The 14,228-nt window shown below is 72.7% G+C and carries 15 protein-coding genes; 7 read left to right on the top strand and 8 right to left on the bottom strand.

The genetic code is table 11. The features are described 5' to 3' along the window. Positions 1–27: 27 nt before the first annotated feature. Positions 28–1,371: a diacylglycerol/lipid kinase family protein gene (locus EV385_RS05770; RefSeq protein WP_242624730.1), complete on the top strand. Its 1,344-nt coding sequence runs from the start codon at positions 28–30 to the stop codon at positions 1,369–1,371. Next, positions 1,368–2,150: a metallophosphoesterase family protein gene (locus EV385_RS05765; protein ID WP_130508504.1), complete on the top strand. Its 783-nt coding sequence runs from the start codon at positions 1,368–1,370 to the stop codon at positions 2,148–2,150. The genes EV385_RS05770 and EV385_RS05765 overlap by 4 nt, the downstream gene beginning before the upstream one ends. Before the next feature lie 7 nt (positions 2,151–2,157). Here the strand turns inward: EV385_RS05765 and EV385_RS05760 are convergent, their stop codons facing one another. The 4 genes from EV385_RS05760 to EV385_RS05745 all read right to left on the bottom strand — a co-directional run bounded on the left by EV385_RS05760 (position 2,158) and on the right by EV385_RS05745 (position 4,500). Next, entirely contained in the window at positions 2,158–2,616 is a 459-nt protein-coding gene (locus EV385_RS05760; RefSeq protein WP_130508503.1) for an RDD family protein, read from the bottom strand. Then, on the bottom strand, positions 2,613–3,320 hold the full coding sequence (locus tag EV385_RS05755) for a hypothetical protein (RefSeq protein WP_130508502.1): 708 nt from the start codon (positions 3,318–3,320) through the stop codon (positions 2,613–2,615). The genes EV385_RS05760 and EV385_RS05755 overlap by 4 nt, the downstream gene beginning before the upstream one ends. Positions 3,321–3,528: 208 nt before the next feature. Beyond that, entirely contained in the window at positions 3,529–4,077 is a 549-nt protein-coding gene (locus EV385_RS05750; RefSeq protein WP_130508501.1) for a hypothetical protein, read from the bottom strand. A 147-nt stretch (positions 4,078–4,224) separates the two neighbouring features. After that, positions 4,225–4,500 carry a hypothetical protein gene (locus EV385_RS05745; protein ID WP_130508500.1) on the bottom strand — a complete coding sequence of 92 codons (276 nt, stop codon included), beginning with the start codon at positions 4,498–4,500 and terminating at the stop codon, positions 4,225–4,227. A gap of 377 nt (positions 4,501–4,877) precedes the next feature. Here EV385_RS05745 and EV385_RS05740 point away from each other — a divergent pair, with 377 nt between their 5' ends. Continuing rightward, the gene (locus EV385_RS05740) at positions 4,878–7,610 is read left to right on the top strand and encodes a winged helix-turn-helix domain-containing protein (protein WP_207229763.1); all 2,733 of its coding nucleotides are present in this window, start codon (positions 4,878–4,880) and stop codon (positions 7,608–7,610) included. 6 nt (positions 7,611–7,616) lie between these two features. Here EV385_RS05740 and EV385_RS05735 read toward each other — a convergent pair whose 3' ends face one another. Genes EV385_RS05735 through EV385_RS05720 form a run of 4 tightly spaced genes read right to left on the bottom strand, consistent with a single transcriptional unit; the run spans position 7,617 to position 10,536 of the window. Further along, entirely contained in the window at positions 7,617–8,147 is a 531-nt protein-coding gene (locus EV385_RS05735) for a hypothetical protein (protein WP_242624729.1), read from the bottom strand. After that, a complete protein-coding gene (locus EV385_RS05730; RefSeq protein WP_242624728.1) occupies positions 8,144–9,583 on the bottom strand; it encodes a hypothetical protein in 1,440 nt (479 codons plus the stop codon). The genes EV385_RS05735 and EV385_RS05730 overlap by 4 nt, the downstream gene beginning before the upstream one ends. Further along, the gene (locus EV385_RS05725; RefSeq protein ID WP_130508498.1) at positions 9,580–10,029 is read right to left on the bottom strand and encodes a DUF7144 family membrane protein; all 450 of its coding nucleotides are present in this window, start codon (positions 10,027–10,029) and stop codon (positions 9,580–9,582) included. The genes EV385_RS05730 and EV385_RS05725 overlap by 4 nt, the downstream gene beginning before the upstream one ends. Positions 10,030–10,047: 18 nt before the next feature. Beyond that, positions 10,048–10,536, bottom strand: coding sequence for a DUF6069 family protein (locus EV385_RS05720; RefSeq protein ID WP_130508497.1), 489 nt, complete (start codon positions 10,534–10,536; stop codon positions 10,048–10,050). Positions 10,537–10,858: 322 nt separating this feature from the next. On the opposite strand from EV385_RS05720, the gene EV385_RS05715 reads away from it, so the two are divergent. From EV385_RS05715 to EV385_RS05700, 4 genes are all read left to right on the top strand, one after another. Next, on the top strand, positions 10,859–11,410 hold the full coding sequence (locus EV385_RS05715) for a DUF1269 domain-containing protein (protein WP_130508496.1): 552 nt from the start codon (positions 10,859–10,861) through the stop codon (positions 11,408–11,410). Between the two features lie 164 nt (positions 11,411–11,574). Beyond that, positions 11,575–11,973, top strand: coding sequence for a hypothetical protein (locus EV385_RS05710; protein WP_130508495.1), 399 nt, complete (start codon positions 11,575–11,577; stop codon positions 11,971–11,973). After that, positions 11,973–12,455, top strand: a complete 483-nt coding sequence (locus EV385_RS33780) for a DUF7144 family membrane protein (protein WP_165449402.1) — start codon at positions 11,973–11,975, stop codon at positions 12,453–12,455. The genes EV385_RS05710 and EV385_RS33780 overlap by 1 nt, the downstream gene beginning before the upstream one ends. 12 nt (positions 12,456–12,467) lie before the next feature. Next, positions 12,468–14,198 carry a SulP family inorganic anion transporter gene (locus tag EV385_RS05700; RefSeq protein WP_130508494.1) on the top strand — a complete coding sequence of 577 codons (1,731 nt, stop codon included), beginning with the start codon at positions 12,468–12,470 and terminating at the stop codon, positions 14,196–14,198. Positions 14,199–14,228 lie beyond the last annotated feature (30 nt).

Here is a 14,228-nt window from a genome sequence, read left to right as displayed (position 1 = left end):
CGGCGCGCGCATCGACGGGAGGCAGCCATGGTCGAGGTCACCGCCACCGACGCGCCGATGCTGTCGGCGTCCTCGCGGCCCGCTCAGCGGTGGCTGGCCCGGCTGGCGTTCGTCACGGCGGCCGCCGCGGTGCTGCTGGTGCTGTCGGTCGCGGGCGTCACCGGCAGCATCAACCTGCTGGTGGTCGGTGCGGCGGGGATGGCCATGGCGCTGGCCGGGGCCTGGTGGTTCCTCAGCCACCGCGGGGTGCTGCGCTGGCTGGCCGGTGCCCTCGTGATTCTGGCGCCGCTGGTCGTGGCGATCCTCTTCGCGCGGGCCCGGCTGATCTGGGTGGTCGTCGCGTTCGCGCTGCTGTGGACGGCGGCGCTGGCCGCCGGGCGGCGCGCGCTCGCGGCGCCCGCGATCACCGACGGCCCCGCCGAGCGGGAGACCCCGCCGCCGCGACGGCCGTACCTGATCATGAATCCGCGCTCCGGTGGCGGCAAAGTGGAACGTTTCCAGCTCATCGAGAAGGCCCGCGAGATGGGCGCCGAGGTGGCCGTGCTGGAGGGCGAAGTGGACGTCGTCGAGCTGGCCCGCCAGGCCGTCCGCGACGGCGCGGACCTGCTCGGCGTGGCGGGCGGCGACGGCACCCAGGCCCTGGTGGCGGGCATCGCCGCCGAGCACGGGCTGCCCTTCATGGTGATCTCCGCCGGCACCCGCAACCACTTCGCCCTCGACCTGGGCCTGGACCGGCAGAACCCGGCCACCTGCCTGGACGCTCTCACCGACGGGGTGGAGCTGCGGGTGGACCTGGGCCTGATCGGCGACCGCACATTCGTCAACAACGCCTCCTTCGGGGCGTACGCGGCGGTCGTGCAGAGTCCCGCGTACCGCGACGACAAGACGCGCACCACCCTGGACCTGCTGCCCGACCTGCTGGCCGGGCAGCAGGGCCCGCGGCTGCGGGTGCGGGCGGGCGACGTGGAGCTGTCCGGGCCGCAGGCGGTGCTGGTCAGCAACAATCCGTACGGGTCGGACGACCTGGCCGGGCTGGGTCGTCGGCCCCGCGTCGACGGCGGGGTGCTCGGCGTCCTCGCGGTCACGGTGCACGGCGCGATCGAGGCCGCGGGCTTCGCGCAGGGGCTGCGCCGGGCCAAGGCGCTGACCGTCCTCACCGCCGACGAGGCGGTCGTCGACGCGGACGAGCCCACGGTGCCGGTCGGCATCGACGGGGAGGCGGTCACCCTGCCGACCCCGGTGCGGTGCACGATCCGGCCCGGCGCGCTGCGCGTCCGCGTGCCACGGCACCGGCCGGGCGTGCCCCCGCCGCGCCCCGAACTGGACTGGGCGCGCCTGCGCCGGCTCGCCCTGTCCGCGGGCGGCGGATGACCGCGGCAGACCCCCCGGTTGTCATCGCGCACCTGTCCGACCTGCATCTGGGCGCCCACGACCCGGTGGCGGCGCGGACGCTGGCCGCGGACGTCGCGGCCGTGCACCCCACGGTCACCGTGGTCACCGGGGACTGCACGATGCGCGCCCGCACCGGGCAGTTCCGGCAGGCCCGGGAACTGCTCGACGGGCTGCCCGACCCGCTGCTCGTGGTGACCGGCAACCACGACGTGCCGCTGGACAGCCCGGCACGGCTGGTCTCGCCGTACGCCCGGTTCCGGCACTGGCTGGAGGAGGACCTGGATCCGGTGCTGCGGCTTCCGGCGGTGACCGTGATGGGCCTGGAGAGCACCCCGCGGTGGCGGTGGAAGAGCGGCCGGGTGTCGCGGCGGCAGGCCGACGCCGTGCGTACGGTGCTCGGCGCCGCCCCGCCCGGGGCGGTCCGGGTGCTGGCGCTGCACCACCCGCCGCGCGCCACCGGGCTGGCCCGGGTGGTCGGGCGCGACCGCCTGCTGCGGGCGCTGGCCGCCGCCCAGGTCGACCTGGTGCTGGCCGGGCACACCCACCTGCCAGCCGCCAGCAGCTACGAGCTCGACAGCTCGGCGCACCGGGTGATCGAGGTGGTGGCCGGTACGGCCACGAGCGTACGCACCCGCGGGGTGGGCCGCTCGTGGTCGGTGATCACCGTGGACAGCGACGAGATCGTGGTCGAGGAACGTCATCAGGCCGGATCCGGGTGGCACGCCCTCGGCACCACGCGGTACCCGCGCCACGGGTGAGCGCGCCTCAGTGGGCGGGTGCCGTGGTGGCGGGCGCGCGTACCCGGACCACGGCGGTGCGCGCCAGCTTGTCGTGGAGGCCCTGGTGGCGACCGTCCACCGGGATCCACGCGGCCCCGATCGGAAAGTACGCCAGCACGACACCCCGGATCAGCGCGGCGATCCAGGACAACCGCCGCCCGCTGACCGTGACCACCCGCAGGCCCAGCAGCGCCATCCCCGGCGTCCGTCCCGCCAGCGCCCAGAACACCGTGTCGTACAGCGCCAGCGTCGGCGGCAACAGCAGCAGGTACGCCGAGGCGGTGAGGCGCAGTACATCGGGATCGGTGGGGGAGACGACCGCGCCGACCAGGATCGTGACGAGCACACCACCGGTGAACACGGTCGCCACCAGCATGAGGTCCAGGACGTAGGCGATGACCCTGCTGACCGGACCGGCGTAACCCCCAGCGTCGGGATCGGTCATGGTGTGTCGGCGGGCGCGGGGCGCGGTCCGCGGTGGAAGACCCGGTAGGTGAACCGGTCGACCGCGGTGTCACCGGCTTCCGCGCCGGTGCGGATCCGGGTGACCAGCTCGTCCACCATGCTTTCACGCTGCCCGCGGATCAGATCCCGGATCCGGTCCGGCTCGCGCTCCAGCAGGCTCAGCACGTCGTCCAGCACCGTCAGCACGACGGGGCGCAGCACGCGTTCCAGTTGGGCGTCCACGAACCGGTCGACCACCGCGGAGGTGGCGACCGCGTTGACCGCCGACTGCACCGTCGCGCTCGCCCGCTGACGGCCGCGCAGGCGTTCACGGGCCCCGCGCTCGGCCAGTTCGGCGACGATTTCGGTGCGGCGGGCAGCGGCGCGCCTCAGGCCGTCGAGCATCCCGGCGGCGGCCTCCTCGGCCTCGAACGCCGCGCCGACGGCGGCGTCGCGCCACCGGAGGATTCCGGCCAGCAGGCCCGGCGCGGTGCCCTCCACGCTGGCGGCCGGTGGTTTCGCGGAATCGGCCGGGACGTCGCCGGCCGTGGCGGCCAGGGGGTCGCCGGCCGTGGCGGCCAGGGGTACGCCGTTGACGGGTGCCGGGTCGGCGGGCAGCCCGTCGCGCGGCGCGGTGGGTTCGGGGAGGATCGGCGGCACCGCCGTTGTGATCTCCATCGGCTGCTCCGGGTCGCTGGTCGTCATCTACCGACGGTGCGCCGCGGCGGCGGTCCGGGGACCACCCGCCACGGATGAGGGATGCGGCCGGGAAGTTCCCGGCCGCATCGATCGCGTCCGCGTTCAGCGGCGGCGGCGCTGCACCCGCCGCGCCGTGCGCCGCGAGGTACGCCGGGCCACCCGACGAGTTCCGAACATTGCCTGCACCTCCGTGTCCCCGTGACGGGTGGATGGTTCAGCGGGCCGCGCCCGCGGTCTCCAGGTCGTGCAGTTCCTTGGCCTCCTCGGCCGTCAACAGCCCGATCCCGACCAGGTCGAGCGGGTTGATGAAGCCGTCGCCGAGGCGGAAGCCGCCCGCCCGCGCGATCGCGTCGCGCAGCGGCACGGCCCAGTGGTGCTCGATCAGCAACAGCGCGGCCGCGCTGTCGTTGGGGATCTCCGCGATGACGTCCCAGGCGTCGGCATCGCTGAAGACCCGGACGCCGCCCTGCTCGGCCGCCGCCTCGGCGCCCGCCACGGCACCCGCCTCGAAGCCCGCCTCGCCCTCGATACCGAGGCCCACCAGCGCGCCGATCTTGCTGCCCAGCTCGATCGCCTCTTCGGTGGACAGGTTGCTCAGATGCTCGACCTCGATGTCGCCGTCGGCGTCCTTGTAGACCGCGAGGGCGTCGATCACGCGTACGGTGTCGCTCTTGCGCAGCCGCTCCAGTTCGGCGACGACCTCGCCGTGGAAGTTGGGATGTTCGAAGCCCAGCACGATCAGCTGGACCGGACCGATGGCCATCTGCTGCCGCTCCTTCGCTCGATCCGACAGGGGGCGATCCGCCGTCGGCCGAACGACACGGTGAGGCCAGGGGGTCACCGCGCAACGGTCACACGGCGCCGGGGGATCGTCCGATCTCGATCCTCGCGGCGCCCGCCGGGCGCCACCTCATCCGGCCGGGGTGACCACCGCCTGCGTCCAGTCCGGTTCCGCCGCGGTGTCGTCCGGGGCGGGCTCCTCGGGCCGGTCGTGCTGGTAGCGCACGCGGATCAGCTCCACCCCGCACCGGTCCAGCCGGACCAGCAGGGCCCCCAGTTGATCCGCGGACAGCCGGCCGCGGATCGTCCACTCCCGGGCCACGGACTCGCAGCGCAGTCCGGTGAAGGCGGCACGCAGCGCCGGTCCGACAAATCCCTGCACGCGGATCTCGTATCTCTCCTCCATGGCGCACACAGCCTCCGGCCCGTGGTACGTGATATCGGATGTTCTTCACGGTCTACCCATTGCGCCGTCTCCTGTTCCTCCACAAGGGGTGATAGGTGCGGCGAAGCCGGGCGGTAGAGCGCCGGGGCGTAGCGCAAATCGGATGATCGGGGCCGTAAAGCGGATGTTGCCACGCTGGTGATCCACGTGTTTGGCTGAGGACGGCAGTGGCCCCCCGCCCATCCGGCCCCACCGGCAACGGCGGTGGACTGCCGTGCTGGTGCCGAGGATGTCACCCGGCACGGCTGGGCCGGTGCCGCAAACCCCATCCCGCCCGGACACGCGACGCGGTTGCTTTCGGCCGGCGAAGGGCGCGGATGGCTGCCAAAGGGGGCGGCATGGAGGGTGACAACGTTCTTGACGACGTGACGAACCGAAAGCTGCGGACCGCGCGCGGCAAGCGCCCCAAGGGGCGGCGGCCGGCGCTGCCCACGATAGCGCCGTTCATCGCGGCCAAGACCGCCCGGCCGCAGATGCTGCGGGCCCGGATCCGGCGCCAACGCCTGTTCGACGCGCTGGACGCCGCGGTGCGGTGCCCGCTGACGGTGGTCTGCGCCGGGGCGGGCTGGGGCAAGACCGTGCTGGTCTCCGCCTGGGCCGACACCCGGCGCACCCCGGTCGCCTGGCTCACCCTCGACGCCCACGACAACGACGTCCAGCTCTTCTGGTCGAGCGTGGCGGCGGCGCTGCGGGCGGCGGGCGCGGTGCCGCCGGACAGCCCGCTGGCCGAGCTGGGCACCGTTCCCACCGATCATGTGGAACGCCTGCGGCATGTGGCGCGCGGCCTGGGCCGGCTGGCCGCACCGACCGTCCTGGTGCTCGACGACTTCCACGAGATCACCGACGACGACGTGCTGCGGGAGCTGTCCGGGCTGCTGCGCCACCCGCCGGCGGGGCTGCGCCTCGTGCTGCTCACCCGTACCCAAGTGGTCCTGCCGGTGCACCGCATGCGCGCCACCGGGGAGATGGCCGAGATCCGGGCCGGCGAACTGGCCTTCACCGTGCCGGAGGCGGCCGATCTGCTGTCCCGGCACGGCCTGGCGCTGCCCGACGACGAGGTGGTCGCGCTGGTCGAGCACACCGAGGGGTGGGCGGCCGGCCTGCAGCTCGGGGCGACGTTCCTGGCCGGGCCGGGCGGTCCGCGTACGGTGGCCGACTTCGCCGGGGACGTGCGGGCCGTCGACGAGTACCTGGCGGACGAGGTGCTGGCCGGGCAGTCCCCGCACCTCTACCGGTTCCTGCTGCAGACGAGCATCTGCGAGCACGTCTGCGGTGACCTGGCCGACGCGATCACGCTGGGCTCCGACGGGCAGCGGACCCTGGAGGAGCTGGAACGGGTCAACGACTTCGTCGTCCGGCTCGGCGCCAAGCCCCGCTGGTTCCGGTACCACCACCTGCTGCGCGACGTGTTGCGGCACCGGCTGCTGCTGGAATCTCCCACGGCGCTGCCGGAACTGCACCGCCGCGCGGCCGGCTGGCACGCCGCGCACAACTCGGTCTTCGAGGCCATCGAACACGCCGTGGCCGCCGGGGACTGGCCGTACGTGGGCCGCCTCGTGGTGACCCAGGCCGCGCCGCTGATCGCCTCGGCGCACCGGGCGGCCCTGGTCCGGCTGCTCGCCCAGATCCCGCCGGGGGCGTTCGCGGCCACCCCGGAGCTGATGGTGTGCGTCGCCCTGATGCTGTTCCACGCGGGCGACTACGACGCGATCGAGGCCCAGCTGGCCGGTACGGACGAGCTGCTGGCGGGCCGCGCCGAGGCGGAGCGGCTGCCCGTGGAGATCACGTCGCGCTCGTTGCGGGTGGCGGTGCACCGGGCGGGCGGCGACATGCCCGCCGTGGTTGCGGAGACGACGCAGCTGCTGGCGATGCTGGCCAAGGTGCGCTTCGCCGAGGTGCCCTCGGCCGTGCAGTACCGCGCGATCGCCTTGAACAACAAGGGGTTCGGCCTGCTGTGGACCGACCGCCCGGACCGGGCCCAGCGCTACCTGTGGGCCGCTTCGACCGCGGCCCGGGCGGCCGGGGTGGAACTGGTGGAGATCAGCGCGCTCGGCAACCTCGCCCTGGTGGAGGTGATGTCGGGTTCGGTGCAGGAGGCGGCCCGGCTCGCCGGCGACGCCCGCGACCTGGCCGAACGCCGGGGCCTGCTGTCCGCGCTGCAGACCGGGGCGGCGCATCTCGCCCTGGCCCTGGTGCACCTGGAGAGCGGGGACCTGGCGGCGGCCGAGCGCGCCGTGCAGCAGGCGACGCGGTCCCACCGTGGGGAGCCCGCCGCGGCGCAGTGGCTGATCCGGGTGGGTGTGCAGGCCCGGCTGGCCCTGGCGAAGGGCGATCCGGGGGCGGCCCGCGCGTTTCTCGACGAGGCGCGCCGGGGCGCGGACCCCCGGCTGCGGGCCCCCGGCCTGGAACGCTGGCTGCTGCTGGCCGAGTCGGAGGTGGATCTCGCCACGGGCGACGCCGACACGGTCGCCCGCCGGTACGCCCTGCTGTCGCGCACGGACCGGCTGACCAGTCCCGAGCGGGTCTGCGCGGCCCGGGCCGGGTACGCGACGCACGACCTGCGGAGCGCGATGGAGCTGCTGGCCGGGCTGCGCGCGCCGATGTCGGACACGGCCGCGACCGTGGCGGCGGGGATCGTGGGCGCCCAGGTCGCCGACGCCGCCGGGCACGGGTTGCGGGCCACCGACCGCCTCGCCGAGGCGTTCGCCCTGGCCGACTCCGAGGGCATCCGCCGGCCGTTCCTGGCGCTGCGTGACGCGCGCCTGGACGCGCTGGTGGCCCGGCAGAACCTGCTGACCCACCGCAACGCGGACTTCGTCGCCGAGATCCAGGCCGCGATGCGCACCAGCGCCCCGGCACACCGCGCGGCGCTGCCCGCGGGCCCGCTCAGCGAGCGGGAGACGGAGGTGTTGCGCTACCTGCCCACGATGCTGACCGCCGGGGAGATCGCGGGAGAGCTGGGGGTCTCGGTCAACACCATCAAGGCGCACATGCGTTCGATCTACCGCAAGCTGGAGGCTCCGCGCCGCAGCGCCGTGGTGACCCGCGCCCGCGAGTACGGCCTGCTCTGATCCGGCTCAGTGCAGGAAGGACTTCAAGGCGATCATCGTGAGGCCGAAGATCCCGGCGATCGCCGAGGAGACCAGGCGCTCCGCCCGGGTCAGCCGCCCCTTGCGGCCGACCCGCCACCCGGCGATGCACAGCAGCACGGTGCTGGTGCCCAGCCCCCACAGGATCGCGGTCCGCTGGGTGGCGCCGAACCAGTAGGCGAGCATCAGCACGATCAGCGGGAACAGCGACGCCGTGACCATCTCCCAGCCGCCGGTGAGCTGCTGCCGGAGGCTGTGCCAGCGGGGCCGGTGGCCGACGTGGATGCGCTCGGCCACGATCCGGGCGTACCGTTCGGCGGCCCAGTAGATGACCAGGGTGACGAGGACGGCCACCACCGTGGCGGGCACGGTCGGCTGGTGCGCGGCGGCCATCACCGCCGCGCTGATGATGACGCCGTAGATGCCCGCCGTGGTGGCTTCCTGCGCCTCGCTGATCACCACCATGTGGGTTTCGGCGGGATCGGTCTGGGACTCGTCCACGATCCGTTCTCCGCTCACGCGGGATCACCGGCGGCGACACCCGGGGGCGGCTCCGCGTCGTGCCCGGCCGCCGCGCGGCCGACCAGGGTGACCAGCACCTCGTAGGCCGCGAGCGCCACGACGATCACCAGCAGGGACGTCCACGACGACAGCACCAGGGCCAGCACCACGGCGACCCCGAGACCACCGACGCGCAGCGCGTCCAGGTGCCGGGCCGTGAAGCCGGGCCCGTGCGTGACCACGGCACGCCCGCCGGTGCGGGTCCAGCGGCCGACGGCCCGCGCCCCGGCGGCGATCTGGTGGCGCAGCCAGGTCGGGCCCCGGCCCGGACCGATCAGGTACATCACCGCGGCCAGCACGGCGCCGATCCAGATGATCTGGTCGCCGCGCGTGCGCAGCTCGCTGAAGACCGTCGTGACGGCCGCCGCGGCGCCGTCGCGGTACAGGCCCGCCGGGACCTCGTTGAGGATCTGGTCGCGGACGGCGCGGATCACCGCCGCGACGGTCACCGCCGCCACGACCAGCCACAGACCGAGCTGCAGCAACGTACGCCGCCGCCCGGGCGAGATCAGCAGGGCCAGTCCGAGCAGCACGAACGTGGCGACCACGAAGAGCACCAGGTCCCGTTTCGCGGTCTTGATCATCTGCTGGACGGCCGCCAGCTGGCCGGAGTCGTACACGGTGAACTGGGCGAAGTTCGCGGGTAGCGTGACCCCGAGGGCGTTCTCCACCCGCAGGCGCAGGTTCTCCGGGATCTCGCCGCTGCTCAGGTCGGGCAGCGTGAGCTGTCTGCCGAACATGGTGGGCAGCTGGGCGCTGAGCGCCCGCAGCACCTGGTTGATCAGCGGCAGCAGGTCGATGTCGACCCGGTCGTTGCGGGCCACCGCGACGTCGCTGGTGCCGTTGAGGATGGCCACGGCCCGGTCATGCGTCCGGCGGTTCAGTTCCAGCCAGATCCGCTGGAACTGGTCGCTCTGCAGCACGTTGTAGACGGTCCGCTCGATCACGTCGTGCAGCTGGCCGGTGACCGGCCCGGCGATGAACCCGGCCTGCGCGGGCAGCACGTTGCGCACCCGCTGCTCCACGTCGATCGCGGTGAACACCTCGTTCGTTGCGTAGTCCGCCACCGCCGCGGCGACCGTCGGGTCCTGCGGCAGCGGGGCGATGGTGGCCATCCACTTGTCGGTGTTGAAGGCGGTGCGCGCGGACCACACGCCGACGACGCTGGCCACGAGCGCGAACGCGGTGATCGCGATGAGCACCGCGGCGGCGATCCGGCGCATCGTGGTGATCGCGGAGGCGCGGCGCTGCCGGGTGTCGAGCCGGGTGTGCAGGTCGGCGACCTCGGCCCGCAGCCGGGCCAGTTCCTCCACGTCCGAGGCCCACGCGGGCTCACCGGTACGACCGGGCGGCGTGATGTCCTGGGTGGTGTCCGGGGTCGGCTTGATGCTCATCGCCGCTGCTCCCGCGGCGCCCTGACCTCACCGCCATGCACCACCAGCGTGTAGATGGCGATGAAGTCGAACGTCACCGCGAAGATCGTCCACGCCGGGTAGGCGGTGACGAACCCGATGTTCACGAACGCGTTGACCGAGGCCGCGATGACACCGACCGTCCGGGCCCACGTGCTGCCGCGCAGGACGCCGATGCCGGCGGCCACCAGGGCGGCGCCCATCAGCAGCAGCGTCCACCCCCACACGGCGTAGCTGAGGTTGATCACCAGTTTCGACGCGGGTTGGAGATAGAAGTTCTCGTCGAGGAGCGCGATTAGGCCCTGCATGACGTTGATCAGGCCCGCGCCGACCAGCACGATGCCGACGAAGAGCACCCAGCCGAACCAGGCGGTGGCCGGATTCGCGTAGTTGCGCAGATGCGCGGGTGTCTGCTGTACGTGAGCCATGGCGAGTCCGTTCTCCGGTCACCGGTACGGGCGCGGCGCGGGCCGGGCCGGGGCGGTGGGTTGGACGGCGGTGTGCGCCGTGCCGGCCAGCAGTGAGCCGATCGCGACGCCGAGGATGAAGTTGAGCCCCGCGGTGAACATGCGCGAGCCGAGTCCCGTTTCCGTGACGAACGGCGCCAGCATGGCCACCACAGTCGCCAGTGTCATCACCCAGCCGAAGAACCGCAGCGGTTTCGGCGTGTAGAGCAGCAGCAGATGCAGCACCCCGGTGGCCGCGAGAGCACACATGGCCGCGCCGACGGCGTACCAGCCGGTGTCGGCGTCGCCCCAGACCCCTGCGCCCTTGGGGGCGAGGATCTCCACGCCGAACAGGCCGCGCCCGACCAGGATGCCCACGATCGCCAGCAGCGCGGCCACCAGCGCGGTGGCCACCCCACCGGCCCACAGTTTCGAAGCGTTCACCACCGGGTGCGACGATGCGCCGGCCGAACCGTACATCGCGGTCATGGCGTCCTCCTCGGGCGGTTTCGGCGCGTGCGGCCGTGTCCCGCCGAGCCTCATCGACGGCCGGGCGGCGCTGCCTCATCCGGCGGGGATGAACGGATTCCGGGCCTGGCCACCGCCCCGGAAACCCTGCCGGGGGGCAATCGGGGCACCAGCCGGATGCCCGGCAGCTTCATTCGCCCGGAATGAGGTCCCGGGGTGCCCTGTCGTGGCTGACTGACCTTGACGCCAGCGACCGCAACTCAGCGGCGCGACCGCCGGGCGGGCGGGGCCCGCCGCCGCGCGGCGGCGGACCGGTTCAGTACAGAAGGGATGTGTACGGATCATGGCAACACTCGTCGCCATCGGCTACCCCGACGAGACGACCGCGACGGCCGCGTCACTGGAGGCTCAGCGGCTCAGCAAGGATCTCATCATCCAGCCCGACGCGATCGCGGTGATCATCCGGGACCGGGAAGGCAAGTTCCACGTCACGACGAACCACCACGCGGTGGGCGGCGGCGCGACCTGGGGCATGTTCTGGGGCCTGTTGTTCGGTCTGCTGTTCTTCATCCCGTTCCTGGGCATGGCGGTCGGCGCCGGGCTCGGCGCGCTGATGGGCAAGATGACCAAGGGCGCGATCAACAAGGAGTTCCAGGACCAGGTCCGTGACCTGGTGCAGCCCGGAACCTCCGCGCTGTTCCTGGTCGTCGAGAAGGTCACCCCGGACAAGGCGATCGACGCCCTGTCGAAGTTCGGCGGCACGGTGCTGAAGTCCTCGCTGCCCAAGGAGACCGAGGCCAAGCTGCAGGAGGCCCTGCACAGCGGCACGGACACCGAGGAGATCATCAAGACGGCCGAGGCCGAGGAGGAGACCCAGGCGACGTCCACCCCGTGACCTGCGTTCCGGCGGGCCAGGTCCGGGCGGCGAGCGCCACCCGGCCCGATCGGACACCGGATGCCGGTCCGCGCCCGCGGGCCGGCATCCGCGCGTCTGCCCCGTCCGCCGTTCATCCATCGCAGATGACGTGCGGACACCGCCGCGGTGGCCATCCTTCCGCCATGAGACGGATGACATGGGTTTCGGCCGGCGCGGCACTGGTGCTGCTGGGCGCCGGCGGGTGCGGGTCGGATTCGCCGGCGGTCTGCGACGGCTTCGACCAGGTGCAGAACTCGATCAATCAGGTCAAGAACACGAACGTGTCCGAGAACGGGCTCACGCAGCTCAAGACGAACCTGCAGGCGCTGCAGACGAATCTGCAGCGGCTGAAGGTCGACGCCAAGACGCAGTTCACCACCCAGCTGAGCTCCGTGCAGGCGGCCGCGGACCAGCTCAAGGCCAGCGTCGACTCGGCGAAGACCACGCCGAGCGCGGCCACCCTGGGCAACGTGCGTACGGCCGTGGCAGGGCTGGGCACCAGCCTCCAGCAACTCGGCGACAGCATGTCGGGGACCTGCTGATGGGCATGGTGACGCCGGCTTCCTATGGCCCGAGCCGGCCCTGGCCGGGACCGGACCCGCCGTACACCCGGGTGCAGCACAGCGAGGCGACCGACTGGGTCGCCTGGGTCCTGTTCGGCGGGATCCTGCTGGTGCTGTTCGGCGCGGTCCACCTCGGGTCCGGGCTCGTGGCGCTGTGGCGCCCGGAGATCCTGCACGGAAGCCGCGCGGACATGTTGCTGCCGATCGGCCTGACCGCACTGGCCTGGACGCAGGTGGTGCTGGGCGCGGTCGCGCTCGTGGTCGGCGTGGGGCTCATGCGGGGCCCGCGGTGGGCCCGGGTCGGCGCGGTCGTGCTGGGCGGCCTGTCGATGCTGGTGGACTTCGCGTTCATCGGGGTCTATCCAGTGTGGTCGGTGACGGCGATGATATTGGCGACCGTGGTGATCTACGCGGTGGTGGTGCACGGAGGCGAGGTGGCTTCCGCGTACGCCGACCGCTGACGGGAGGGCGGGATGACGTCGATCGGCCAGTGGGTGCCGGGGCTGCACGCCGTCTCGACGTACCGCCGGGAATGGCTAATGAAGGACCTGGTGGCCGGGCTGGTCCTGACGACGCTGCTGGTGCCGCAGGGCATGGCGTACGCGGAACTGGCGGGCCTGCCGCCGATCACCGGCCTGTACACGTCGATCCTGTGCCTGATCGGCTATGCGCTGTTCGGGCCGTCGCGGATCCTGGTGCTCGGGCCGGACTCCTCGCTCGGCCCGATGATCGCCGCGGTGCTGGTCCCGATCATCGGGTCGGGTGGCGATCCGGCCAAGGCGATCGCGCTGGCCTCGATGCTGGCGCTGATGGTCGGCGTGACGATGGTGGTGCTCGGGATCGCGAAGCTCGGCTTCATCGCCGACCTGCTGTCCAAGCCGACCCAGATCGGCTACATGAACGGCCTGGCGGTGACCATCCTGGTCAGCCAGTTGCCGAAGCTGTGCGGGTTCTCCGTGGACGCCGAGGGCCTGATCGGCGAGGCGGTCGGCTTCGTGCGCGGCCTGGCCGACGGCGAGGCAGTGGGAGCGGCGGTCGCGGTGGGCGTGTTCACCCTGGCCGTGATCCTGGTACTGCAACGCCTTCTGCCGAAGATTCCCGCCGTACTCGTCGGGGTGGTCGTCGCGATCGCCGCGACCTGGGTGCTGGACCTGGGGGAGCGCGGGGTGAAGCTGGTGGGGGCCCTGCCGCAGGGCTTTCCACCGCTCACCCTGCCGCACGCCTCCTGGTCGGAGCTGGGGTTGCTGCTGGTCGGCGCGTTCGGCATCACCCTGGTGTCGCTGACCGACACGATCTCGACCGCCTCCGCGTTCGCGGCCCGCACCGGCCAGGAGGTACGCGGCAACCAGGAGATGATCGGCATCGGGGCGGCGAACATCGCGGCGTCGTTCTTCCAGGGCTTCCCGGTCAGCACCAGCGGTTCGCGCACCGCGGTGGCGGAACAGTCCGGCGCCCGCTCGCAACTGACCGGGGTGGTCGGCGCGGGCCTGATCCTGCTCATGCTGGTGCTCGTCCCCGGCCTGCTCAAGGACCTGCCGCAACCCGCCCTGGGCGCGGTGGTGATCGCCGCGTCGCTGTCGCTGGCCGACATCCCCGGTACGGTCCGGCTGTGGCGGCACCGCCGCACCGAGTTCGCCGTGGCGATGATCGCGTTCCTCGGCGTCGCGCTGCTCGGCGTGCTGCCCGGCATCGTGGTGGCCGTCGTGCTGTCCGTGCTGAACGTGTTCCGCCGCCTGTGGTGGCCCTACCAGGCGGTGCTCGGCCGCGTGCCCGGCGTCGGCGGCTACCACGACGTGACCTCGTACCCGCACGCCGAGCGGCTGCCCGGCATGGTGCTGTTCCGCTTCGACGCACCGCTGATCTTCGCGAACGCCCGGGTGTTCCGGGAGCAGATCCGCGAACTGGCCGCCACCGAACCGGCACCACGGTGGATCGTCATCGCGGCCGAGCCGATCACGGACGTCGACACCACCGCCTCCGACGTGCTGGAGGATCTCGATGAGGAGCTGAACGCCCGCGGCGTTTCCCTGGTTTTCGCCGAACTCAAGGACCCGGTGCGCCGTAAGATCGACCGGTACCACCTGACCCGCACGATCGAGCCGGAGCACTTCTACCCGACGCTGGAGGACGCGGTCACCGCGTACCAGGCGCTGACCGGTGCGCAGTGGACGGCACCCGACGCCGAGCGGCAGCCGCGCGGCTGAACCCCGTCATTCGTCCCGGATGACGCGGCC

It is taken from the genome of Krasilnikovia cinnamomea (assembly GCF_004217545.1).
In the GTDB taxonomy this organism is placed as follows: domain Bacteria; phylum Actinomycetota; class Actinomycetes; order Mycobacteriales; family Micromonosporaceae; genus Actinoplanes; species Actinoplanes cinnamomeus.
This window is presented reverse-complemented; position numbering and strand designations above follow the sequence as displayed.